Here is a 23,265-nt window from a genome sequence, read left to right as displayed (position 1 = left end):
GGGCTTTCCGCTAAATGGGGAGCCTTGCTCTGACCTCTTCCCTCCAAACTCTTACCTCCAAGCTCTTACCTCTAAGCTTAATGAGGTCTAAGCCCCTTAGTCCTAAACCCTATTAGCTCCAATGCCGCCTGGCCCTTTGGCAGGCCCCGAGTGCTGCGTTAAATGCCGGGCTTGCGGCTTCCTTTCGCCTTATCCCGTTTCGCTTTGAGATCTCTCGGTCGCGCGGCTGGCTTAGGGTTTTCAAATTCTTTCGCCTGGCTCTCTTTATTTTATGAAACGTTATAATGTAACATTTATAGAAATCGAGCCGTTGCCTGGAACATCCCTCAATGAAACCTTTCTCCTTGAAACCTCGCGATCCGTTTAGCTCCTCATTGTTTGCCTTGCCGGTTATCCATCGCTTTGCCGGCATTACGCTGTTGCTCGCCGTGCTCTGGATCGCTGTCGGCTGGGCCGTCTCTCTGGCTTGAAAACTTTCTTTACCGGACAGCTTTACCAGCCAACTTTACCAGCCAGTTTTAAGAGCTACCTTTTCGAGCCCATGCCATGAGCGTCGCACCCATACAATTCGATAACGTCACCCTGACCTATGACCGTCATCCGGCGGTGCATCACCTTTCCGGCGCCTTTGAACCTGGTAGTCTGACGGCAATTACCGGGCCTAACGGTGCCGGCAAATCGACACTGCTGAAGGCGTTGATGGGTGAGCTTACGCCAGTAGAGGGGCAGATAAGCCGCTGTGGTTTGTCGGTGCGGGAGCTGGGTTATCTGCCTCAGGCCGCGGAGATCGACCGGCAATTCCCGATCACTGTAGCGGACGCGGTGATCCTGGGGGCCTGGCGTCAGATCGGCCCCTTCGGTGGCGTTAAGCGCGATATCGCCAAACGGGCACAGCAGGCGCTGGCCGCCGTGGGACTCGAAGGATTCGAACGTCGTGCCGTGGGTGCGCTTTCGGCGGGCCAGTTTCAGCGGGTGCTGTTTGCACGCCTGCTGCTACAGGATGCGCGGGTGATTGTGCTGGATGAGCCGTTTACCGCCATCGATGCGCGCACCACCCGGGATCTGCTGGAGATCGTGGTGCGCTGGCACGGTGAGGGGCGCACGGTGATCGCAGTGCTGCACGATTTTGATCAGGTGCGGGCCTACTTTCCCAATACATTGCTACTGGCGCGGGAGCTGATCGGCTGGGGGCCAACGGCGCATACGCTGACCGAGACTAATCTGGTTCGCGCGCGGGCGATGGCGGAATCCTGGGATGAATCCGCTCATATTTGTACTCGTCCGGAGGCGGTCCAATGATGCTGTACACGGCGGTCGTCGAGCCCTTTGTGGAGTACGGCTTTATGCGCCGGGCGCTGGTGGCGTCCATGGCGCTGGGGCTGGGGTCTGGCCCGGTGGGTGTGCTGTTGATGCTAAGGCGTATGTCATTGGTGGGCGATGCCATGAGCCATGCGGTGCTACCCGGTGCGGCGATCGGTTTCCTGGTGGCCGGTGGATTATCGCTGCTGGCGATGGGCATCGGCGGGCTGGTGGCCGGGCTCAGTGTGGCGCTGCTGGCTGGGTTGGTCAGTCGCACCACCAAGCTGAAAGAGGACGCCAGTTTTGCCAGCTTTTATCTAACCTCGCTGGCGCTGGGTGTTTTGATCGTCTCGCTGCACGGCTCCAACCTGGATCTGCTGCATATACTGTTTGGCACCATTCTCGCGGTGAACGCGCAGGCGGTGTACCTGGTGGCTGGTATCTCATGCTTTTCGCTGTTGATGCTGGCGCTGGTCTACCGGCCTCTGGTCGCCGAGTGTTTTGACCCTGGTTTCCTGCGTGCCGTCGGAGGTATGGGGTCTTTTTATCACATCATCTTCCTGCTGTTGGTGGTACTGAACCTGGTGGCCGGCTTTCAGGCGCTGGGCACGCTAATGGCGGTGGGGTTGATGATGCTGCCGGCGGCGATTGCGCAGCTCTGGGCGCGCACGTTGCCGGGTATGTTCGCGGTGGCGGCCGGTTGCGCCTCGCTCTCGGGCCTGATCGGCCTGCTGGCCTCTTATCATCTGAGCACCGCCTCCGGTCCGTCGATCATTCTGACCGCCAGCCTCATTTATGCATTGTCACTGATTTTCAGCCCCTGTGGCGCGCTTTGGCATTTTGTAAAACGCTCGCATCTGACGGGCTAACCCTGTGGAGTTTGAAGTAATGAAAAATCGTTTTCTGGCGCTTGCCGTTCCCGCCGCTTTTACCCTGTCTGCCGCGATGCCGGTTCAGGCCGATACCCTGGATGTTGTGGCGAGCTTCACGGTGCTGGCGGATGTGGTGAAGAACGTGGGCGGCGATCAGGTTAATGTCACCTCGCTGGTGCCCGCCAATGGCGATCCGCATGACTTCGAGCCCTCTCCGGAAAATGCCCGCGCTCTCAAGCAGGCGGATGTGACCTTCCTCAGTGGTGAGAATCTGGAGATCTGGTTTGAGCGCCTGGCCGAGGCGAGCGGCAACACCCAGGCGCCGGTGATCGTCTCGGACGGTATCGCAACCCATACTTTCGAGGAGGACGGTGAAACCATTATCGATCCCCATGTCTGGAACAGTGCCGCCAACGTGCTGGTATGGATCGATAATATCGAGCAGGCGCTGGTTGCCGCCGCACCGGAAGATGCAGCCGCGATCCATCAGAGTGCGGATGCCTACCGCCAGAAAATCCAGGCGCTGGATGCCGATATCAAGGCGAAAATCGACGCCGTGCCGCAAGAGGAGCGTAAGGTACTGACCAGCCATGACGCCTTCGGTTACTACACAGCGGAATACGGCGTGCAGTTTATGTCACCGCTGGGTGTTTCCACCGAAACAGAGGCCTCGGCAGGGGAGGTGGCGCGCCTGATCGATCAGATCAAGGAAGAGGGCGTTAAAGTCTACTTTATCGAAAGCTCCAACGATGGTCGCCTGGTTGAGCAGATCGCCAATGCCACTGGCGCCAAGTCAGGTGGGGAGCTTTATCCCGAAGCGCTTTCCGCGGCAGACGGTGTGGCGCCGACCTACATCGAGCTGATGAACTTCAACACGTCGCAGATTTTGAGCGCGATCGCCGAGTAAATGAGCGTCAATGGCTCCGCCAGGAAAAAGGCGGGGCAGGATTGAAAGGGTAGAGGTCCCCCGGGTTGCGACAATAGCCGGTTCGCTATCCCAGCGTGAGCACCGGGGGCTTGCACTGGCCTTGGCCAGTTTTAGCCTGACAGGCGAGAGCCTGTCGGGTTTTCTTTTATCTGGAGTTTGCGGTTTGGTGTCAGGCGGGAACGCCGGAGATTGGTTAGGCTTAAGACAGTTACACGCTATCGATCGCCCATCACTCTGCCCTTCACTCTGCCCTTCACTCTGCCCATCACTAAAGGATACAGCCTATGTCCAACGATAACCGCGAAGTCACCGTCGTCGATATCAAGATGCCGTTTATCTCCATGGTGATCTTTATGGTGAAGTTCGCCATCGCTTCGATCCCCGCCTTTATCATTCTCAGCCTGATCTTTAGCGCGCTGTCGATGCTGTTTGGCGGCATGTTCCACGGCATGGGGCGCCTCTAAAGCCGGTATGCCCTTCAGGTTCAGGCAGGGGCCGGCTATAGATCGCTCAGAATTCAGCCACGCGCCTGTTGAATTAGTTCGGCCAGGCGCTGCTTCTGAATGCCGTTCTGATCGAAGTTATCTGGGGCCAGCCAGGCTTGCTGGGCCTCGCGGATAGCGGGCCATTCATCTTCTGTGATCGAGAACCAGGCGGTATCGCGGGAGCGTCCCTTGTAGTGCATCGCGTTGCGGAAGGTGCCCTCATAGGTGAAGCCCAGACGCTCTGCCGCGGTTCTGGAAGGGGCGTTCAGCGAGTCACATTTCCATTCAAAGCGGCGGTAACCAAGCTTAAATGCGTAGTCGGCCAGCAGATGGATCGCCTCGGTCGACATTGGCGTGCGCTGCTGCAGCGGCGACATGCGCAGGTTCCCCACTTCGATGCAGGCCATCCTGGCGTCTATCCGCATCAGTGCGCCGTAGCCGACAGGCTGTCCGCTTTGCGCATTGAGAAAGCTAAACAGCATCGGATCCGTTGCTACAGCCGCTGTCTTTAACCAGGTCATGAAATCCGCCAGGCAGCTGTAGGGTCCGTTCGCCATATAGGTCCAGCCCGCATCGGTTTCATCCAGCTTGAATGCTTCGTAAAGCGCCGCTCCGTGGGCCTCGGCATCCATCGGCACTATTTTTACCACACGCCCTGCAAGTGTCATGCGCGATGGCAGCGGCGGCGGTGTCCAGCCGTCCGGCAACGCATCGCCGATGGGCTGGCCAAACTCGTTCAATCGGCTCACGGTTGTCTCCTTACTTTCTCTGTGGTCAGTCTGTGGTCTGTCTGCGGGCTGTATGGATCAGGATCTCAGAATCCTGTCTGGCTTTGTCTAATCACCGACAAATGAATAGGGCCAAGGGAGAGACTGACATTTTTCCATCATGACTGACAGATCTTCCGCTGCGCCTGCACAGGTTCGGTTGCTGGCGGCGTTTGAGAGCGCGCAGAGAGTGGCTGCTGTCTGGTGTGGTAGCCAGGGCAGAGGGGGCAGGCCTTTACCGGTGATTACATAGAATCCGGGTGGGTTGTTATGGAGCTGGCGCTGCGTGAGCGCTGGGGCAGGGGAAAAAAGCGCGCCGACCAAGAGGGTAAGCCGGCGCGCAAGCGATCAGGCGGCTTCCTGATCCTTCACGAGAGTGTCTTGCTTCTGATCCTTAACGAAGGTTTTGTCGGTTTCGCCCTTGAAGAAATCACGGCCGTAAACCAGCAGGCAGAGCACCACGCCAACGGCGAAGGCCCAGGTGGCGCCACGGGTTGCCAGAACGGCAGCAACAACACCGGCGATACCCAGGTCACGCTGGGAGCGTGCTTCCATAACGCCTATACGTACGGATACGTAGCCCTGGATCAGCAGGGTCAGAGCCAGCGCCACGCCGAGGATCGGCTGCACCAGGGTAACGATCGGCATGAACAGCAGACCGGTGTTGGTACCCCAGCGGAAAGAACCGGCACCGCCGATGATGGAGTACATGGCACGCTTGCCCTGGGCAAAACGCTCCACGATAACCACGTGCATCGCAGACCAGAGCGGGCCGCACATCACTACGTCCGGGCCAAGGATGGACATGATGGAGTTACGCGCACCGAAGATCATGTGAGCACGGTCCGGGCTGTAATCCACTTTCTCGTCCGGGCGTTCGTGATCCGCTTCTTCGAGGATTGCGCGGCTCTGCAGTACGTCACCGAACAGTACGATGTACGCCGCCAGTACGGTCGGGATTGCAGTCAGGAACATCTCCAACGGCGGGAAGCCGAGGCCGAATACGGTGTATTCGTTCCACAGGGTGATGAAGTCCGGTGATGACAGACCCCACTCGATCTGCGGCCAGGAGGTTTCGCCCACGGTCGGTGCGATGATGATCGCCAGTACGACGATCGGGAACACGCCCAGTTTGCCGATCAGGCTGAGCACCGGGTTGCTGTGCTTGATCCGCGCGAAGTGGCGCGAAAAGATCACGTAGAAGGCAATGCCCACAGCTACGGAGATAGTGATCGGGTAGGTGTCGAAACGACCATCCACCTTGAACACCGCGATAACGGCGGCGATACCGGCTCCGATGATAACCCCGGACTTGATCGCCTGGGGTATGGCGCTAACCACGCGGTGCGCCATACCCGAGGCGCCTATCCCTATGGAGAAGAGTCCGAGTAATAGCTGGAAGGATATCAACGCATAAATCCGCTCTTCGCCCTCCGGGAAGGTGGCGCAGTAGGCCATCAGCAGAGGAATCGCAGGCGTAATCCAGCCGGGGACAACCGGGTCGCCCAGCAGGTGGTGAGTCAGGTACAGCAGACCGTTCATCATGACCACGGCCAGCGCTACCTCAAACGGCATGCCCAGCAGTTCGGTCATCAGCGGAATCGCCGCGAGATCGACGGCGCACATCAGCAGACCCTGGAAGTAATCTGGCCATTCGATGCGGTAGTGAACAAAGGGTAGACGGATCTTAAAAGGTCCGGCACCCCAGTAGGGGGTTTCCTGGCCATCCACACGTTGTTTATGCATTGTTTGTGTCTCTGATTATTAGGTTAGGGGTTGTAAGGGTTGGTTTTAAGAGATCCGGCCCCGAGGGCCGGATCTCGTTGCGACACGCTGTTAGAACGCTTCCTTGTACAGCGCGAGCGCGTCGGCCTCGGTGACTTCCACCGGGTTGTTCTGCAGCAGACGGGTCTGCAGCATGGCGTCCTTGGCCAGAGTCGGCAGGCTCTCTTCGGTGACTTCCACGTCACGCAGACGCTGCGGCGCGCCGGAGCGGTTCATCAGGTCCTGCATGTGTTCAACGAAGGCGGCAGAGCGGGTGGCTACATCGGCATCGGATTTACCCAGCAGGTGATCGGCAAGTTCCGCGTACAGCGGTGCGGCTGCAGCCATGTTGAAGCGCAGCACAGGGCCCAGCATCAGCGCGTTGGTCAGGCCGTGCGGCAGGTGGTAGTGGCCGCCCAGCGGGTAAGCCAGGGCGTGAACGGCTGCAACCGGAGAGTTGGAGAACGCCTGACCGGCCAGGTTGGAACCCAGCAGCATCGCTTCTCGGGCAGCGCGGTTGCTGCCATCGGTGCAGGCGGTGATCAGGTTGTTGGTCAGCAGCGTCAGGGCTTCTTTGGCCAGCGCATCGGACAGCGGGTTTTTCTTGTGCGCAGAGGTGTATGACTCGATGGCGTGAACCATGGCATCGATACCGGTGGCGGCGGTGGCGCCGGCCGGCAGACCCACGGTCAGTTCGCCATCCAGCAGCACCAGGTCAGCGTAAAGCTGCTGCGCAACCACACCCATCTTGGTGGTTTCGCCGGTGGTCAGGATGGTGATGTTGGTGACTTCTGAACCGGTACCGGAGGTGGTCGGCACCTGGATCAGCGGCGCGCGCTCGCCTTTGACGTTGCCGATACCGTACAGCTCGGACAGCGGCTGCTCGGACTTCAGCATCACGGCGACCAGCTTGGCCACATCCATGGATGAGCCGCCGCCCAGGCCCAGCACGATATCCGCACCGGCGCTCTTGGCGCGATCGACACACTGCATCAGCACCGCTTCGGGCGGATCGGCCACCACATCATCGAAGACAGAGACGGTGAAACCCTGGGCTTTCAGAGATTCCTTGGCCGGGTCAAGGAGACCGTTTTCGTGCAGAAACTTGTCGGTAACGATCAGCAGATTGCGCTGTTCGAAACGGGACGCCAGCAGTTCGCCAAGGCGACGGGCACTGCCCCATTCCATGTGCATCGATCCCGGGGTGTCGAAAGTGAAAGGCTTGATACCTTCAGTCATCTTGTTTTCCTCCTGCAGAATAGGTGTGGGCGCCGGGGTAGCGCCCATCGGTTGTTGCCTTACAGCGCGCTGCAGACGTATTTGAGTTCCAGGTATTCCTCGATGCCGTACTTGGAGCCTTCGCGGCCGAGGCCGGACTGCTTCACGCCACCGAAAGGTGCGACCTCGTTGGAGATCAGGCCGGTGTTGTGGCCGACCATGCCGTAGTCCAGGCCTTCGGAGACGCGGATCATGCGGCCGTGGTCATTGGTGTAGAAGTAAGCGGCGAGGCCAAAGATGGTGTCGTTGGCCATGGCCAGCGCTTCCTCTTCGGTATCGAAGGCGAAAAGCGGTGCCAGCGGGCCGAAGGTCTCTTCCTGGGCAACCTTCATTTCGGTGGTCACACCGGTGAGGATCGCAGGCTTCAGGAACAGGCCGCCGAGGCGCTCGCCGCCCTGGATCAGGGTGGCGCCCTTGGAGACGGCGTCTTCGATATGCTCTTCAACCTTGGTGATCGCTTTCTCTTCGATCATCGGCCCGATTTCGACGCCCTCTTCGGTGCCGTCGCCGATCTTCAGAGCGCTGACGCGTGCCGCCAGCTTTTCGGCAAACTGATCGTAAACACCGCGCTGAACCAGGATGCGGTTGGCGCAGACGCAGGTCTGGCCGGCGTTGCGGTATTTGGACGCCATAGCGCCTTCAACGGCCTTATCCAGGTCGGCGTCGTCAAACACGATGAACGGCGCGTTGCCGCCCAGTTCCAGCGACAGCTTCTTGATGGTCGGTGCGCACTGGGCCATCAGCAGGCGGCCCACTTCGGTGGAACCGGTGAAAGAGAGCTTGGTGACGTCGTCGCTGTCGGTCAGCACCTTGCCGAGCTTGCTGGCAGAACCGGTAATGATCTGCAGTACGCCCGCCGGGATGCCGGCACGCTGGGCCAGTTCGCCCAGTGCCAGTGCGGTCAGCGGAGTCAGGTCAGCGGGGCGGACGATCATGGAGCAGCCGGCGGCCAGGGCAGGCGCGGCCTTACGGGTGATCATCGCCGCCGGGAAGTTCCACGGAGTGATCGCAGCGGTCACGCCGATCGGCTGGCGCAGCACGGTGAGGCGCTGGTCGGCACGCGGCGCCGGGATGGTGTCGCCGTAAACGCGCTTGGCTTCTTCCGCGAACCACTCCACGAAGGAGGCGGCGTAACCGATTTCACCCTTGGCTTCGGTCAGCGGCTTGCCCTGCTCGGAGGTCATGATCAGCGCCAGGTCATCAGCGTTTTCGTTGAGCAGCTCAAACCAGCGGCGCAGCAGGGCAGAGCGCTCCTTGGCCGGGCGCGCAGCCCAGGCTTTCTGAGCAACCTTGGACGCCTCGATGACCGCCGGGATCTCTTCAGGAGACAGCTTGGGGATCTCGCCTACAACGCTGCCATTGGCAGGGTTAGTGACCTGCAGTGTTTCCTTGGATGCGGCTTCAACCCACTCACCATTGATCAGGCAGCGGTTTTTCAGCAAAGAGGGGTCTTTCAGTGTGGTCATAACCAACTCCAGTTCGGTCGTATAGGTTTACATGTCGTGCGCAATGTAAGGCGCACAAACAGAGTTCGCCCCGGCTAACAGCGTGCGAACACCTGGGGGCTGAATGTCAGCTTGAAGCTTTGGCTTCGGGCTAGATGCTGGGTGATCGACCTGTCGAGCGGCGCGCTGATTGGGCCGTCATCAACAGGGAAAGGAATTCAGAATGCGGCTGATTGCCGGATGGCCTGGCATCGCCGGGTAGAGGTGCTGAGGTAGCTGATGTACGTGTAAGCATTTGGGGTCGCCTCATTGTTCTTGTAGTAGGTACTGGGGTACGTACTCGGGCTCTTGGCCTTTGGGGTCGTGCTTAGCTAGTGGCTACGCGCAATTTCTTTAATGAACTGTTTAACCGCGCAGCTTGGTTTCGTGCTCCTCTTCTGTAGCAACCGGGATGCCAAGTTTTGTTATTGTTCTAAGTCATTGTTTTAAATTGGCTTAAGTGCGGGGCGAATTTTTTTGAGCGGAGCGGTGAGCGGTATCCGCTCGGAATGGGCGAGGGCGATGAGCGGATACCGCTCGGTTTTTACGTTTGGAGCGGTGGCTCTGAACAGCGCACTGCAGCAGCCAGGGGTTGTCTAGCGGGGCTGCTTCAGTGCGTCAGGCGCGTAGGATTTCCAGTCGGTCAGCAGGTGGGTTGCCGGAGGCAGGCTGGTATCCGGGGCGCTGACGCCGATGGAGATCACCTGCTGGATCTGGTGAGTCTCGGCATCCATGTAGGAAGTGAACCCCGTTGGATCTTCCGGCAGCTTCAGCTTCAGCTGTTCAAGTGTCTGGCGGATCATCTCGTCGCTGGCATCCGGCCCTGCCTGGCGGGCGGTTTCGGCAATGGCGAGAATGCCGGCGTAGGCACCTTCGGCCGCATAGGAGGGGTAGCGCCCGCTCAGCTCGAAAAAGCGCCGCGTGAACCAGCGGTTGTAGGGTGTATCCGGCCAGTTGTTGTGGTGGCGTGCCGCCAGGATCAGGCCATTGGGCATATCCTGGCCCAACGCCGAGAGCACCTCGTAGTTGCCGCCGGTATCAAAGTTGGCAAAGGGGGCGTGATCAAACAGCTCGGTTTTATTGGCCTGCTGGATAAAGGCGACCAGATCACCGCCCCAGAGCGAGTTGACGATCAGGTCCGTGGGCTGCTCGATCAATGCCTGGATATGCGGGGTGTAATCGGGCTCGTAAAGTCTGGGCCAGAGCGTGGTGACCAGTTCATAGCGGACGCCCACATCGGTGAGCGAACGGCGCAGATCGGCGAGCATGCTGTAACCGTAGTCGTAATCCGGCCCCAGGTAGGAGATGCGCAGTGTGCGGCGCTGAGAGTTGCTGAAGCGGTCACGGATATAGGCGGCAGCCGCTTCCATCGACTGGCGGCTGTTGTTATTCAGGCGGAAATAGTAGGGCGATACCTCACCGTCGGTGAGGCGGGAAGAGCCGTGATCGGTGCCGATAAAGAACGCTTTCTCTGCCTGAGCAACCTGGGATACCTGCCAGGCGATGGAGGAGTTCACCACGCCGCAGATAAAGCGAGCGCCTTCGTTATGAACAAAATCGCGTACCAGGCGGGTGGCGCGGGAGGGCTTGGAGCGGCTGTCCTCGATCAGCACCCGCATCTTGGGGTAGTCGCTTTCCTGCTGAGCCAGCCACTCAAACGCCAGTCTGATTCCTACGGCACTGTCCTTGCCGTACAGCCCGCCGCGACCGTTGAGCGGAAACAGGCAGCCCACGGTGACTTCGGCTTCTTCTGCAGATGCGCCGATGGCCAGTTCCGCCTGCGCCTGGCGTACGCCGGTGACGGCGCTCAGTGCCAGCACTATGGACAAGGTCATCAGAGAGCGACGCAACACGGCAGGCTTATTCCTCAAGGCTTATCCCTCAAGTCCAAGCCGCTGGATACGGCGCTTCAGTGCGTGACGCGAGATTCCGAGACGCTCGGCGGCCTGGCCCTTGCGTCCACCGGTTTCACGCAGGGCTTCCAGAATCAGCTCCCGTTCGCGGGCTTCAACGGCGTCGGTGTAATCATCCACCGGCGGCTGTTCCGGCTCCACGGTGCCGAGATAGTCATCGGGCAGCAGGTGCGGCTGAATCTCCTCACCGGGGTAAAGGATCGTCATTCGCTCCACCAGGTTACGCAGCTCACGCACGTTGCCCGGCCAGTCGTAGAATTGCAGACGCTTGATCACGCCGGGGCTCCAGATCGGCTGGGCGCAGCCCTCCTGGGTGGCGAACAGCTCGCTGAAATACTTGATCAGCAGCTCCACATCCTCGCGGCGCTCGTGCAGTGGCGGCGCCTGAATCGGCAGCACATTGAGGCGGAAGAAGAGATCAGAGCGGAAGCTGCCGGCATCGACCTCGGCCTTAAGGTCGCGGTTGGTGGCGGCGATCACCAGCACTTCGGCCTGAAGTTCGCGACAGCCGCCGATGGGGCGGTAGCTGCGGTTTTCCAGAAAACTGAGCAGTTTGGCCTGCAGCGGCAGCGGCAGTTCACCGATCTCATCCAGGAACAGGGTGCCGCCGTCTGCCAAACCAATAAGGCCGGTGCGGCGCTGGTTGGCGCCGGTGTAGGCGCCACGTTCAGCACCGAACAGCTCGGCCTCGATCAGCTGCTCCGGCAGGGCGGCACAGTTAACCTCGATAAAGGGGCCGTCCTTAAAGCGGATATCGTGCAGGCTGCGGGCGATCAACGCCTTGCCGGTGCCGGAAGGGCCTGTGATCAGCAAGGTTTTGGCGCTGCTGCCGCCCACCTGTTCGATCATCTGGTGCAGTCGCTGCATGGGCTGGCTGTAGCCGACGAGCCTGCGGGTATGGCTCTGCTGACGGCGCAGAAAGGCGAGCTCGCGCGCCATGCGGGAGTGCTCGCTGGAGCGACGGATCTGCAGTACCAGCTCGTCCCAATCGAACGGTTTGGTAAGGTAGTCGATGGCGCCATCCTTCACCGCTTTCACCGCGGCGCGGGTATCGCCGTGGGCGGAGATCATGATCACCGGCACTTCCGGATGGGCCGCTTTCAGCTGTGTCAGCACTTCCAGGCCGGAAATATCCGGCAGTCCCAGATCGAGCAGAATCACATCGGGCTGGGTGGTCTCGGCCATCGCCAAACCCTCAGCGCCGGTATGGGCGCCGACCACGGTCATCTGCTGGTCGTGCAAGGCAAAACGGATGCTGCGCACCAGGTTATGCTCGTCGTCGATCACCAGCACACTGACAGTACTCATGCCTGTGGTTCCTTATTATTGGAGGTAAAGAGCTTTGGGGTAGAGTGCTTTGAGTTTGAAAGCCTAGAGGCAGAACGCGTTGGGGTATCTGCAGTCATTGTTGGTTGATTATCAGAGTGCGGGAATCTGAGGGTCACCCGTGTTCCGGCTGTTATCTCTTTGCTGCTATCGCTGTTTGCCATGGCGGTTTCGATGCTCAGCTGCGCGCCGTTGCGCACTGCCAGTGTCTGGCAGATCGCCAGCCCCAGGCCGGTTCCGGTCTCTTTGGTGGTGAAGAACGGCTCGGTGGCGCGGCTGAGTATCTCTTCGGGCATACCGGGGCCGTTATCCCTGACGCACAGTGTTGTTTCGTTTTCGGTTTGCCGGGCGGAGTAGGTAATTCTGCCGCCACCGTGCATCGCCTGCAGAGCGTTCAGGGTCAGGTTCATCAGGATCTGGCGTAGCTGACCGGTATCCGCATAAACGCTGAGAGCTTCGGGGCAGTCGATATCGATGAAAACATTCTGCCGCCGTGCCGAGGCGTTGACCAGGGCAGTCAGGCTGTCGAACAGTTCCGGCAGGGCTACCAACTCCCTCTGAGGGTCACGGGGGCGGGCAAAGTTGAGCAAGTTGCCGATTACATCGTTCACCCGGTCGATCTCCTCATCGAGCATCAGCAGCATCTCCCGATGCTCCGGGTTTGGCTCGCGCCTTACCAGCGCCTGCAGCGTGGTATGCATGGTGGTCAGCGGGTTGCGGATATCGTGGGCGAGGCCAGCTGCGACCTGGCCGAGGGATGCCTGACGCTCGATCTCCAGCGTTGAGCGGATCACCTGTTTGAGCTGATGGCGCATCCGCTCGATGGATTGGGTCAGGCGGCTCATCTCGTCGCTGGAAACCTGGGCGATGGGGCTTTCCAGATCGCCGGCGGCGACCTGTTCAACACTGTGCACCAGCGTATCGACCTGACGCTTGAGCCGACGGGAGATCGCCAGATGGATGATCAGCAGCGCGGCAGCGGTGCCGATCACCAGCAGGATCAGCCAATAACGCATCTGCGCACTGGGTGGTTCTACCAGCTCCTGGTTCTGAACCAGTTGCAGGGTCCAGCCCGGCGCCATCTGGTAGCGGGTGATGATCTTCTGGGTGCTGTCCACCGGCTGGCCGACGATATCGTAGGTGCGCCCGTCAGGTACACTGATCAGCGGCTTGAATACGCCACCGACCTGCAGCGTGCGCGGGATCGCTGTCAGCGTGTTAAAGCGCAGGATCAGCGCAATCGAGGGCGAACGCGTCTCCTGTTCCAGCGTGGATGTCTGTACGTCACCACGCATCAGCAGCGCCGGCGGGCGGCTCCAGCTGTGTGGTTCCGGGCCGATCAGTTCCACATTGTCGAACCGGCTCACCGGCATATCGCGCATCCGGGTGTAGCGCTCGTTGGTGAGCGCATCTTCAGGGAAGGTCCAGACCAGGTTCTGTTGCGCATCGAAAAAGGCGATACCGTAGAGCGTCTGATGCTCCGCCTGCAGCGTCAGCAGATCGCGTAGTTCCCGCGGCAGATAGGCCGCACCGCCCTGGGTAAAAATGCGCGGATCGTCGAACTGATCCGCCAGGGTCGCCAGTTCATACTGGCGCTCTTTCAGATAAACGCTGAACTCGTTCTCTGTCGCGGCCATGCGGGTGGCAAGACGCTCATCGGTGATGCGAGTGACCAGCTGGGAAAAGTACCCGTCATACAGCGCCGCAAACGAGAGCAGCGGTACCAGTGCGGCCACCAGCGACAGCCAGAGGTAACGCGTCGACATCCGGTAGGGATGCGGCGACGCGCTGCTGTTGTCGTTGCCGGTGTCTGAGGACAGGTTGATGGTCAAAGGCGGTTTCCGGTTGAGTCAGTGGCGTGCGGGTCTGTTAAGACTGGCGCTATGGTCGGCTAAGCGCAGTTAAGACTCAAGGGCCTGGTGCATTAGCTTGGCCTGGAGATAGCGCAGCATGTTGGATCTTGTGCTTGGCATCGCAGGGCAAACCGATCAGTATCGCCTGATCCGTTTATAAGCAGTCTCGCAAGCACAGGGAGATAAAGTGTCATGAAAAAACTGCTGATCGTTCTGCTGTTCGGTGCGCTGGCCTACGGTTATCTCGACCGCAATCCGGGGCTGTTTGAATCCTATACCCAACAAACCAGTGGCGGCGATGATCAACTCACCCGCGCCTTCGAACAGCAGCTCAGCGACTACCAGGTTGAGGGCGAAGGTCGGGTGATCAAGGTGCTGCCGGATGATACCAAGGGCAGTCAGCATCAGCGCTTTATTCTGCAGCTGGCAACGGGACAGACGATCCTGATCGCGCACAATATCGATCTGGCGCCGCGCATCCCTGGCCTGAAGGAAGGGGACCAGGTCAGGTTCTACGGCGAGTACGAATGGAACGATAAGGGCGGGGTAGTACACTGGACCCATCATGACCCGGGCGGACGTCATGTCGGTGGCTGGCTCAGGCACGAGGGTGTTACTTACGAGTAATAGCTTTGACTGGTTTGCACATCGTTAACTCTTCCGTGTGCAGCGTGATGAAACCTGAGTTCTGTAAAGCTGTCACAGCGGACAACAGCAAAGAAATCTGTTTCATCCGCGAGAAAAGGAGAGCCACATGAAGACTCGTCATCTAACGATTGCCACTGCAGCGGTCGCAGCATCTCTGTTTGGTGTTTCGGCGGCGGTAGCCAGCGAGAAGCCGCCTGCGGATTCGCTGCCCCTGGCAGAGATCGTGACCACTATTGAGTCTCAGGGTTACGCACCGATCACCGAGATCTCCATGGACGATGGTGTCTGGGAAGTTGAAGCCTACAAAAACAATGAGGAGCGAGAGCTGCGGGTCGACCCGATGACCGGCAATGTCCTGTCGGACCGCCGGGACGACTGATCGGTAGAAGGTTCTGATAGCCGATTTCGGGGATTCATCCTGAAGACAGGGCCGGAGTTTGTGTCCGCGAAAAGAAGGCGGGTGCGGCTCCGGCCCTGTTTCGTTCTACCCTTGAGCTGTGGAGTGTGAGTCAGGCTTTTTCAGGGCGCGCAAAAATCTGTCACAAATTAATGATATTTAAGCGCTTTTACAGCCTTTGGCTCTGACCTCGCAGGGCCGGAATTGCGGCGGCGAAAACATTGCTTGAAAACTATGTTCGCGGCGGCAGTTCCCGGATAGACTGCGCGACATTCTGAGCCCGGCACCCGGGCATTATTCTTGGCAGGATTTGTAAGCGTGAAAGCAATTATCGGTAGTGAAGAGTGGTGTTCTTTTTCTGAGTTGGGTCTGCCCGCGGTCAAGGCGCGGATAGACTCGGGTGCGAAAACCTCTTCTATCCACGCATTTAACATTCAGACTTTCCGACGCAACGGTGAGCTGTGGGTCAGCTTTGAGGTGCACCCGCTGCAGAACAACCGCCGGACCTCGATCCGCTGCGAACGCCCGGTGGTGGATAAGCGCTCGGTAAAAAGCTCCAGCGGTATATCCGAAACCCGCTACGTCATCTCCACACCGATGGAGCTGGGCGACCAGCGTTGGGAGATCGAGCTGACCCTGGCAAACCGTGACTCCATGGGTTATCGCATGTTGCTGGGTCGTGAGGCGATGCACGGTCGTTTCCTGATCGATCCGGCCAACAGCTTCTGCATGGGTGAGCGCAGCAGTGACGATCTGCACAAGCTGTATGCGCGGGGTGAAACCGTGCGCAGTGGCCTCAAGATCGCACTGATGGCCAGTAACCCGGATCTCTACAGCAACCAGCGAATTCTTGAAGCCGGTGAAGAGCGTGGCCATGAGATGGTCTTCCTCGACATTAAGCAGTGCTACATGAAACTCGACGCCAAGAACCCGGAAGCGCATTACCGGGGTGGCCGGGTGTTAACCGATCTGGACGCCGTAGTGACGCGGATCCGGCCGAGTGTGACCTTCTACGGCTGTGCGCTGGCGCGCCAGTTCGAGAGCATGGGCGTGTTGACCACCAACACCTCTGACTCGGTGATCAAGAGCCGTGACAAGCTGTTCTCGCTGCAGCTGATGCTCAAGTGCGGCATCAATATCCCGACCACCGGCTTTGCCAACTCGCCGATGGATACCAACGACCTGATTGAGATGGTCGGTGGCGCGCCGCTGATCGTGAAGCTGTTGGAAGGTACCCAGGGACGTGGCGTGGTCCTGGCCGAAACCAAGAAAGCTGCAGAGAGTGTGATCAACGCCTTTAAGGCGCTGCGCGCAAACCTGCTGGTGCAGGAGTTCATCAAGGAAGCCGACGGCAAGGATATCCGTTGCTTCGTGATCGACGGCAAGGTGGTGGCATCGATCCAGCGAACCGCTGCACCGGGTGAGTTCCGCGCCAATATCCACCAGGGTGGCACCGCCAGTATCGTCAAGATCACCAAGGAGGAGCGTAAACTCTCCATCACCGCGGCCAAGGCGTTGGGGCTGGATATCGCCGGCGTGGATATTATCCGTTCCAAAAACGGACCGCTGTTGCTGGAGGTTAACTCCTCACCGGGTCTGGAAGGGATCGAAGCCGCTACCGCGAAGGATATTGCCGGCATGATGATCGCCTCTATTGAGAAAAAGCTGGGTTGGAAAAAGGTACTGGGTACCCCGGCGGAAGGTGAGCGTTTGGATCCCGATTACCAGGAGTAAGAGTGCCAGGGCCAAGAGCGCCCGCCGCACTGCAGTGATCAATCCCGGTTTATAAGCGCCGGGTTTCCTATATATAGAGCAGCCAATCGGCTGCTCTTTTTTGTCACTCTTAAGCCATCGCCTTTGGTGATCGTCTAATCGAGGCCAGGTCCTTCTCATGCGTTGGTGAAGGCGGGGCCTTATTGGTCATAGCTACCTTATCTTGCCAGCAGGCAAACGTGCCCAGATAACGGAGGTGCGAAGGGATTGCCCCAACGTTAGCCAATGGTGTCCTGATTGCAGCGGCCCTGTCGTCGACTCAACGCCTGCCACATTCGTGCTTTCTTATACTCGTGGCAACATTGCACTGTTGCAGCCCCGGCAGCACTTTAATCCCCGCAATATGAGTGTTTCTGTCGCTGCTCTAGAAGTGAGAGAAAACTGTTCATCTTTGTAGACAGTGTGAGTCCTATTCATCTTCAATATCTGGAATTAGAATCTGCTTATAAATAAAAGCAGAATGTATAGGCGCTGCAGTTTGATGGCCTCAAAGCGTTACCGACTTGAGTGGCTGAAGCTACTCCTCGGTCTGGTTGTGTTGGGCAGCTATTTGTCCTGGTCTGTGGTGGAGCGGCGATTATCCGTTGAGGCACAGGAATACAAGCGTCTGACCGCCCAGACCCAGATCGTAGATAACTATCTGAATGATCAGCTTGCCGCGATCAGCCGGGTGCTCAACATTGTCCGAAACAACATTCCCGACTGGCGCGCTGCCAACGACTCCATGGCTCATGCCAACCACGAGATGGAGGAGTATCTCAAGGCGCTGACCGATGTTCGTAACCTCTCGGTCTATGACCGTAACGGCACCGTTATCGCCTCCAGCCAACCCGAATTACTGCATAAAAACTATCAGCACAGGGCCTACTTTCAAACCACGCTAAACGATCCATCGCCAGACACTCTGCATATCGGTGAACCGATGTTGGCTGTCACCGGGCTCTATGTATTTATGGTGACCAAACGTATCGTTGATGAGAACGGCGAGTTCGATGGGGTAGTGCTGGCATCGGTGGACCCGCTCCGCTTCCGTACCACGCTGGCATCGGTCAATTATGCAGATGACATGTGGTCTGCCCTGGCCCATTCAAAGGGCAAACAGCTCCTTATGATCCCCGAGCAGGAGGGGCAAAGGGGCAAAAATCTGGCGCAGCCGGGTTCGTTTTTTACCCGTCATATTGAAAGTGGTCGCGACACCAATCTCCTGACAGGAACGGTTTACGCTACGGGGGAGAAGAGGGTTATGGCGCTGCGTACGATTCGGCCATCGGGCCTTTACCTGGATGAGCCGCTTATTCTGGCGGTAGGGCGGGATCTGGATGCGGTCTACAAAGACTGGAAGCGCTTTGCCCTGACGCGTCTTATCTTCTTTATCCTTATCAGCCTGGTTTCCTGTTTCCTGATGTACCGAGTGCAGCGTTCCAAGCGTCGGACAGAGAAAGCAAAGCGAGCCAGTGCCGCGTTGATTCAGCAGCAGAATGAACAGTTAAATGCGCTGAACGAAGAGCTAAGGAAACTGGCGATGCATGATGCATTGACCGGGGTGGCTAACCGCAGGAGCTTTGATGAGCGCTTTGAACTCGAGTGGAGAAGGTGCCGGCGTGAAACTCTGCCACTCGCTGTTGTTATGATCGATATCGATTATTTCAAGGCATTCAACGACCACTATGGTCACGTCATTGGCGATCAATGTCTGCAATCGGTCGCCCAGCAACTGCAGCAATACTCGGCCCGTGGTAGCGATTTTGTGGCCCGCTTTGGTGGTGAGGAGTTTATCTGCCTGCTGCCCAATACCGACTTTGATCAGGCTGCGCAGTATGCGGAGTCGCTTCGGCTGGCGATTGAACAGCTGAATATCCCTCATGCGAGCTCAGAGGTTTCCGGCCGCCTGACGATCAGCCTGGGCTTCGCGGTTTGCATCCCTGGCAATGACAGCGCCTCCACTGAACTGATCGTTAAAGCGGACGAGTGTCTTTACCGGGCCAAGGCCGGCGGACGCAACCAGGCTGTTGGTGTCGATGGCTGCGGAGCACCTGGCTGATCAGCGCATCGGCTCAGTATTCATAGCAGGGCTTTTTCACCAGGCTGTCCCACTTGGGTTTGATGAGAGGTTCGTAGACGTCGATTTTCCACCGCCCCGACATCACCTCCTCCAGGTTGATCGAGATCGAGTCATCGGATGCCTGCAGGTGTTTGTTGAGCAGGGCGCAGATATCGTCGGCGATCGCCTGTTTCTCCTCGTCGCTCAGGTGTCTGGGAAAATATTTGATCTCTACGTGTGGCATTGTCACTTCTCCCTGTTACTTGGTGGCTTTCCGTTAAACCGGGGCATTCGCGTCCCATAGGGTTTTATGGTAACCGTTGTTTTGTTGGGTATTCATGTCAGTTTCCTCAAAGCGCTTATGAGCGGTATCGATGGATGCCTGGGGGGACGAGAGGGGGAACGACAAGTTGCGCAGCTTGACGGCTAATCGGGCCGTCGAGAGTGGATCTTCGGGTTGGTCGTGATCACAAGATGCAGTAAATTAGCGCCTTCACATAAAGCTGCATTGAAGAGGCCCGACTCTTGGGTATTTACGTTTTCCTGATTTTTGTTGTCTGTGCCATCTACGTGCAGAACCGTGGGCGGGTAAAACACGCCCAGTTCAAGCGCAAGCTCACCGATCACGCCAACCTGCTGGCGCCGCTGAACTGCCTGTTTTATGTTTTCTCCAAGATTCGCAACACGCCCTATATCGATCCGCGGGAGTTTCCCGAGCTGGATAAGGTCACCAGCAACTGGGAGATGATTCGTGATGAGGCGCTGGCGCTGAACAGTGCCTCGAGTATCAAGGCGTCGGACGATCTAGACGATATCGGCTTCAACTCCTTCTTTAAAACCGGCTGGAAGCGCTACTACCTTAAATGGTACGGCTCAGACCTGAACTCTGCTCGCCAGAGCTGCCCGAAAACCCTGGAACTGCTGAACCAGATCCCCTCGGTGAAAGGCGCAATGTTTGCGATGCTGCCGCCCGGTGCGCGGCTGGTAAAACACCGCGATCCCTACGCCGGGTCGCTACGCTACCACCTGGGCCTGGAAACACCGGAATCGGATGGTTGCTATATCGAGGTGGACGGCGAGCGCTACAGCTGGCGTAACGGCGAAGCGGTGATGTTTGATGAAACCTATATTCACCATGCCGAGAACACCACGGACAAGAACCGCATTGTGCTGTTTCTGGATGTGGTGCGCCCGGTGAGTTTTGCACCGGTGCAGTGGATCAACACCGGTTTTTCCAACCTGGTCATGTCTGCCTCGGCCACCAAAAACGTGGATGGCGACAAGGTCGGTGGCCTGAACCGTGCTTTTGCCGGTATCTACAAGGTGCGCAGCCTGGGTAAAAGGATCAAAGCGTATAACAAACCGCTGTACTACCTGATTCAGTATGCGCTCTACGCGCTGATCATCTACGCGATCTTTTTCTGATTCGTTCCTGAGATCAAAAGCGGGACCTGAAAAGCCGACGCAGAGAGCCTTGAGTGCTCTTTGCGCCGGCTTTTTGTTTGGCAGCGTTAGCCCGCTTTTAGCTCGCTTTCTGCTGATCGGATCAAAGCCAGCCGTATGTCTTCACGGTGAGCATCAGGCGAGAGCAGGGCAAGGATCTGATCGTCGGCACCCGCATATACTCGGCGGAAGCGCAGATAACCGCCACCCAGGAGATAGGACTCGCGTCCACCGAGTTCGCCCATCGGTGGAATGCGTCCGGTGCGTTCATAGTATTCCGCAAACTCGCGTTCTTCAGGGCTTAGATAGACGCCGTTGCGGCTCTGCCAAAACCTGCTGTTGTCGATGATGGTCTTTTTGGCTACCAGGGTATTGAGATAGGTGATCACCTCATCCCTCGTCAGCCACTTGATCAAGAAGCCTGCGATGGAGTCGTGTACATACTCATCCATCATCGTTTCAACGGCAGCGGGAGGCGTGCTCAGCTCGTCGGAAAACTCTTCGATGCGCTCCCAGTCGTCCACTACCGATGGGTCCAACAAGGATGGTGACTGATTGATGCGGTTCACGATCCATCCAGGCCCCATGACCATGTAGTCCTTGAGGAGCAGGGCAGCTCTTTCGAAAAAGCCTGCACGCTTCAGAGCCTGCCAGTTTTCAAAGCGCTCCAGTTCATCGCGGAACTGGTTGTAGGAGCTGGCGAGGTTGTTTTTTTGGTATTGCGGCGCGCGCTGATAGCTGCTCAGGATCGAAACGCCGCCGTTGCGGTGGTTGTTCAGGCGCCACTCTATACCTTTGCGCCAGTGCTCGCGCATTAGCGTGCCCGTATCCCCCGATTTGAGGTGGCAGGTATCCAGGTAGGCATTGAAGTCAGAAATTGTTCGTGTCGAAATTTTGAAAGCATCCTGATCATCGGGCAGTGCAAGCTCGAGCTTCAAAGGGACGCCTGACAACCGGGCGTCCCTGTACATGACGGCCAGTGGGATCTTGGACAGCATATCCCGACCGATATTGTCGGTACCCTTCCCCTGAGAGCCGGGGCGATATCCGCCGCCGATATCGGAGTGAACGCCGGGGAAAACGATCTCTTCACCATTACCGGGCATGGAGCGATCGTTGTAGATGGAATCGAGTGGAAAGGAGCGGCGGTTCTCATGAGCAGACACCAGATGCAGACAACGTGAGACGTTGGCTGGAATCGCCAACGAGGTTTCTGCATCGCCCCAGGCAGCATGGCCATCGGCGATCGGAATCAGGTTAGCGATACCCACCGATGCGACCGTGTCGAACAGCCCGAGGTAATCGAAGGTGACCGGAAAGCCCGCCAGTGTCAGGCCGGCGCCGCTCCTGCCGGTGAGCTGAGCATCGATCTCACAGAGCTTGATCAGCCAGTTGGCAAAGGCGCGGGCTTCGGTAGCGCCCCTCGAGAAACCAAAGGCCGACATATAGATACGTTTGACGATACCGGGGTCTTTATTTTGTGGCAGGCCACCCTCGCTGCCGGCCATATGAGGCGCTATAGCGGTATGCAGGGTTCTGAGCCAACGAACCAGAGTTTTGGGGATGGACAGGGAGATTTGCTCAGCCGAGTTAGCCGCAGTTAAGGGGACGAAAGGATCGCCTTTCAAAGCCCGAGCGTTCATCTCACCAGCCAGACTGGCCCTGCGAACGGTCTCGTGGTCGATGACCGATTGCTTGAGAAAGTAACGGCTGACCGCGTTGATCGCCTGGGCCAATGCCCAGAGGATTCTCACCTGGCCCCAGCGGGCCATGCCGCCGCCCAGCGTTTCATCCCAGAACCCTTCGCCCGTGTCTCCCAGCTGCGTGAAGCGGGTGCCGACCCCAGGGATGTAAATTCGGAAGAAGTTATCGTAGTCAGACAGGTTGGTTTGCCAATCTGTTTGGGGCGGCAGTATGCCCGGTACGCTGAGTCCCGGGTAGGCGCTATAAAGGCGGGCAACATTACTCTGGCTATGGTCGCCTTGATTAATGCTGTCTTCGTAGTTGTTGCCGGTGCCGTCGAAAAAGAAACCGAAGAAGAGATTGGTATCGCAGGGGGAGAGCGGTGTAGAGTTGATTTCTCTGCTCTCCTCAAAACTGTCCAAGTCGCTTATTTCTGAGGGTAAAAAGAAATCGTTCTTTGCCGACGGGTTAGCGTGACGTTGCTGAAGAGGCGAGGCTAGTGTTGAACTCATGGTCGTACCTCCCTAAGCAATTCGATTCGCTGCCGATCATGCTTGATGAAGTTAGTTAGATATTCCTCTAAAAGCGGCTTGAATTTTGGGTCTTGCGGGCCGGAAAGGCCCTCAATTCTCTCTGACCTTGTTCTGGTGAATACTCCCCAGAATTTTTCTAGGCTCTTTCCTGGACTGTCCTTAAACTCAGCTAGGTTCTTTTGGTTTCTTTCGAGGCGAGACTCGATGTCTGCTAGCTCCCGGTCGACTAGTTTTCTGCGATACTCATCTGAAGGCACCGGCCAGCCCTTCACCTCGCCAGGGAAATCCTCGTGGGGTGGATCAAAATTGCTGACCACCACATTGGCCTTCTCATCGGGCAGGAACTGGACCCATAGAGTGCCTTTGGCTGGTGTCTCGTATTCTGGGACATCGACGCGGATAGTCTGCTGCATGGTGCCTTCCGCTTGCCGTTTAGCCAGGGATTCTGAGCGTTCATCGGTTGTGTCGCCTTCCAGTGGATAAGTGACGACCACATCCACCTGCAGGCCTTCATGCCATTGCTTGGGAATCTGGTAACAGCAGGTGATACCGCCGGCGGAATAGGGGGTAAGGGATTCGCCACCGCCGCGGTTCTTGGGATCATTGGGATCAACTACGGAATAGCCGCGTATACCCTGGCCGGCGTAGTCGGCAGCGGAGACATTAAGACTGGTGAGTTCCTCTTCCTGAGAGCAGCCAGTCAGCCCTGTAAGCAGCACTGCGCTCAGAAAAAGTCGAAAAGGGTAGCGCATCGGATCACACTCCTTGTGACGGTTGC

20 protein-coding genes and 1 pseudogene are annotated in these 23,265 nt (G+C 58.1%); 11 read left to right on the top strand and 10 right to left on the bottom strand.

The features are described 5' to 3' along the window. Window positions 1-329 precede the first annotated feature (329 nt). From C4S72_RS25910 to C4S72_RS08015, 5 genes are all read left to right on the top strand, one after another. Window positions 330-470, top strand: a complete 141-nt coding sequence (locus tag C4S72_RS25910) for a hypothetical protein (RefSeq protein WP_200826696.1) — start codon at window positions 330-332, stop codon at window positions 468-470. A gap of 76 nt (window positions 471-546) precedes the next feature. Further along, window positions 547-1,299, top strand: coding sequence for a metal ABC transporter ATP-binding protein (locus C4S72_RS08030; protein ID WP_104002497.1), 753 nt, complete (start codon window positions 547-549; stop codon window positions 1,297-1,299). Beyond that, complete coding sequence (locus C4S72_RS08025) at window positions 1,296-2,168, top strand: metal ABC transporter permease (RefSeq protein ID WP_104002496.1); 873 nt, start codon at window positions 1,296-1,298, stop codon at window positions 2,166-2,168. The genes C4S72_RS08030 and C4S72_RS08025 overlap by 4 nt, the downstream gene beginning before the upstream one ends. Window positions 2,169-2,187: 19 nt before the next feature. Further along, window positions 2,188-3,078 carry a metal ABC transporter solute-binding protein, Zn/Mn family gene (locus tag C4S72_RS08020; RefSeq protein WP_104002495.1) on the top strand — a complete coding sequence of 297 codons (891 nt, stop codon included), beginning with the start codon at window positions 2,188-2,190 and terminating at the stop codon, window positions 3,076-3,078. Between the two features lie 305 nt (window positions 3,079-3,383). Then, a complete protein-coding gene (locus tag C4S72_RS08015; RefSeq protein ID WP_200826695.1) occupies window positions 3,384-3,563 on the top strand; it encodes a hypothetical protein in 180 nt (59 codons plus the stop codon). Window positions 3,564-3,616: 53 nt separating this feature from the next. Here C4S72_RS08015 and C4S72_RS08010 read toward each other — a convergent pair whose 3' ends face one another. The 7 genes from C4S72_RS08010 to C4S72_RS07980 form a co-directional block, all read right to left on the bottom strand. Then, entirely contained in the window at window positions 3,617-4,333 is a 717-nt protein-coding gene (locus C4S72_RS08010) for a GNAT family N-acetyltransferase (protein WP_200826694.1), read from the bottom strand. Window positions 4,334-4,699: 366 nt separating this feature from the next. Beyond that, the gene (locus C4S72_RS08005; RefSeq protein WP_104002493.1) at window positions 4,700-6,097 is read right to left on the bottom strand and encodes a hypothetical protein; all 1,398 of its coding nucleotides are present in this window, start codon (window positions 6,095-6,097) and stop codon (window positions 4,700-4,702) included. A 90-nt stretch (window positions 6,098-6,187) separates the two neighbouring features. Next, entirely contained in the window at window positions 6,188-7,342 is a 1,155-nt protein-coding gene (locus C4S72_RS08000) for an iron-containing alcohol dehydrogenase (protein ID WP_407657700.1), read from the bottom strand. A gap of 71 nt (window positions 7,343-7,413) precedes the next feature. Then, window positions 7,414-8,859 (bottom strand): NAD-dependent succinate-semialdehyde dehydrogenase, encoded by a 1,446-nt coding sequence (locus tag C4S72_RS07995; protein ID WP_104002492.1) that lies wholly within the window; start codon window positions 8,857-8,859, stop codon window positions 7,414-7,416. A 614-nt stretch (window positions 8,860-9,473) separates the two neighbouring features. Beyond that, complete coding sequence (locus tag C4S72_RS07990; RefSeq protein WP_235009071.1) at window positions 9,474-10,730, bottom strand: ABC transporter substrate-binding protein; 1,257 nt, start codon at window positions 10,728-10,730, stop codon at window positions 9,474-9,476. Window positions 10,731-10,751: 21 nt separating this feature from the next. Continuing rightward, window positions 10,752-12,098, bottom strand: coding sequence for a sigma-54-dependent transcriptional regulator (locus C4S72_RS07985; RefSeq protein ID WP_104002490.1), 1,347 nt, complete (start codon window positions 12,096-12,098; stop codon window positions 10,752-10,754). Then, complete coding sequence (locus tag C4S72_RS07980) at window positions 12,095-13,948, bottom strand: sensor histidine kinase (protein WP_104002489.1); 1,854 nt, start codon at window positions 13,946-13,948, stop codon at window positions 12,095-12,097. Before C4S72_RS07980 ends, C4S72_RS07985 begins: the two co-directional genes overlap by 4 nt. Window positions 13,949-14,161: 213 nt before the next feature. On the opposite strand from C4S72_RS07980, the gene C4S72_RS07975 reads away from it, so the two are divergent. From C4S72_RS07975 to C4S72_RS07960, 5 genes and pseudogenes are all read left to right on the top strand, one after another. Beyond that, window positions 14,162-14,596, top strand: a complete 435-nt coding sequence (locus tag C4S72_RS07975; RefSeq protein ID WP_104002488.1) for a DUF3465 domain-containing protein — start codon at window positions 14,162-14,164, stop codon at window positions 14,594-14,596. 127 nt (window positions 14,597-14,723) lie between these two features. Continuing rightward, window positions 14,724-14,996, top strand: a complete 273-nt coding sequence (locus C4S72_RS07970) for a PepSY domain-containing protein (protein ID WP_104002487.1) — start codon at window positions 14,724-14,726, stop codon at window positions 14,994-14,996. A gap of 336 nt (window positions 14,997-15,332) precedes the next feature. Further along, window positions 15,333-15,731 (top strand): annotated as a pseudogene (locus tag C4S72_RS25905) (ATP-dependent zinc protease family protein); the annotation flags it as partial. Between the two features lie 66 nt (window positions 15,732-15,797). Continuing rightward, window positions 15,798-16,748, top strand: a complete 951-nt coding sequence (gene rimK, locus C4S72_RS07965; RefSeq protein WP_456085544.1) for a 30S ribosomal protein S6--L-glutamate ligase — start codon at window positions 15,798-15,800, stop codon at window positions 16,746-16,748. Window positions 16,749-17,268: 520 nt separating this feature from the next. Next, the gene (locus C4S72_RS07960) at window positions 17,269-18,828 is read left to right on the top strand and encodes a sensor domain-containing diguanylate cyclase (protein ID WP_160115471.1); all 1,560 of its coding nucleotides are present in this window, start codon (window positions 17,269-17,271) and stop codon (window positions 18,826-18,828) included. 13 nt (window positions 18,829-18,841) lie between these two features. On the opposite strand, the gene pptA is transcribed toward C4S72_RS07960, so the two are convergent. Beyond that, window positions 18,842-19,072, bottom strand: a complete 231-nt coding sequence (gene pptA / locus C4S72_RS07955) for a tautomerase PptA (RefSeq protein ID WP_104002484.1) — start codon at window positions 19,070-19,072, stop codon at window positions 18,842-18,844. Window positions 19,073-19,353: 281 nt separating this feature from the next. Between pptA and C4S72_RS07950 the strand changes: the two genes are divergently transcribed. Then, window positions 19,354-20,253 carry an aspartyl/asparaginyl beta-hydroxylase domain-containing protein gene (locus C4S72_RS07950; RefSeq protein ID WP_104002483.1) on the top strand — a complete coding sequence of 300 codons (900 nt, stop codon included), beginning with the start codon at window positions 19,354-19,356 and terminating at the stop codon, window positions 20,251-20,253. 86 nt (window positions 20,254-20,339) lie between these two features. On the opposite strand, the gene C4S72_RS07945 is transcribed toward C4S72_RS07950, so the two are convergent. Both C4S72_RS07945 and C4S72_RS07940 read right to left on the bottom strand, forming a co-directional pair. Next, window positions 20,340-22,466, bottom strand: coding sequence for a T6SS phospholipase effector Tle1-like catalytic domain-containing protein (locus C4S72_RS07945; RefSeq protein WP_104002482.1), 2,127 nt, complete (start codon window positions 22,464-22,466; stop codon window positions 20,340-20,342). Continuing rightward, window positions 22,463-23,239, bottom strand: coding sequence for a DUF3304 domain-containing protein (locus tag C4S72_RS07940; RefSeq protein WP_104002481.1), 777 nt, complete (start codon window positions 23,237-23,239; stop codon window positions 22,463-22,465). Before C4S72_RS07940 ends, C4S72_RS07945 begins: the two co-directional genes overlap by 4 nt. Window positions 23,240-23,265 lie beyond the last annotated feature (26 nt).

Source organism: Marinobacterium lutimaris, assembly GCF_900108065.1.
GTDB classification, from domain to species: Bacteria; Pseudomonadota; Gammaproteobacteria; order Pseudomonadales; family Balneatricaceae; genus Marinobacterium_D; species Marinobacterium_D lutimaris.
Note: the sequence above shows the minus strand (reverse complement) of the source record. Positions and strands in the feature narration are given on the sequence as shown.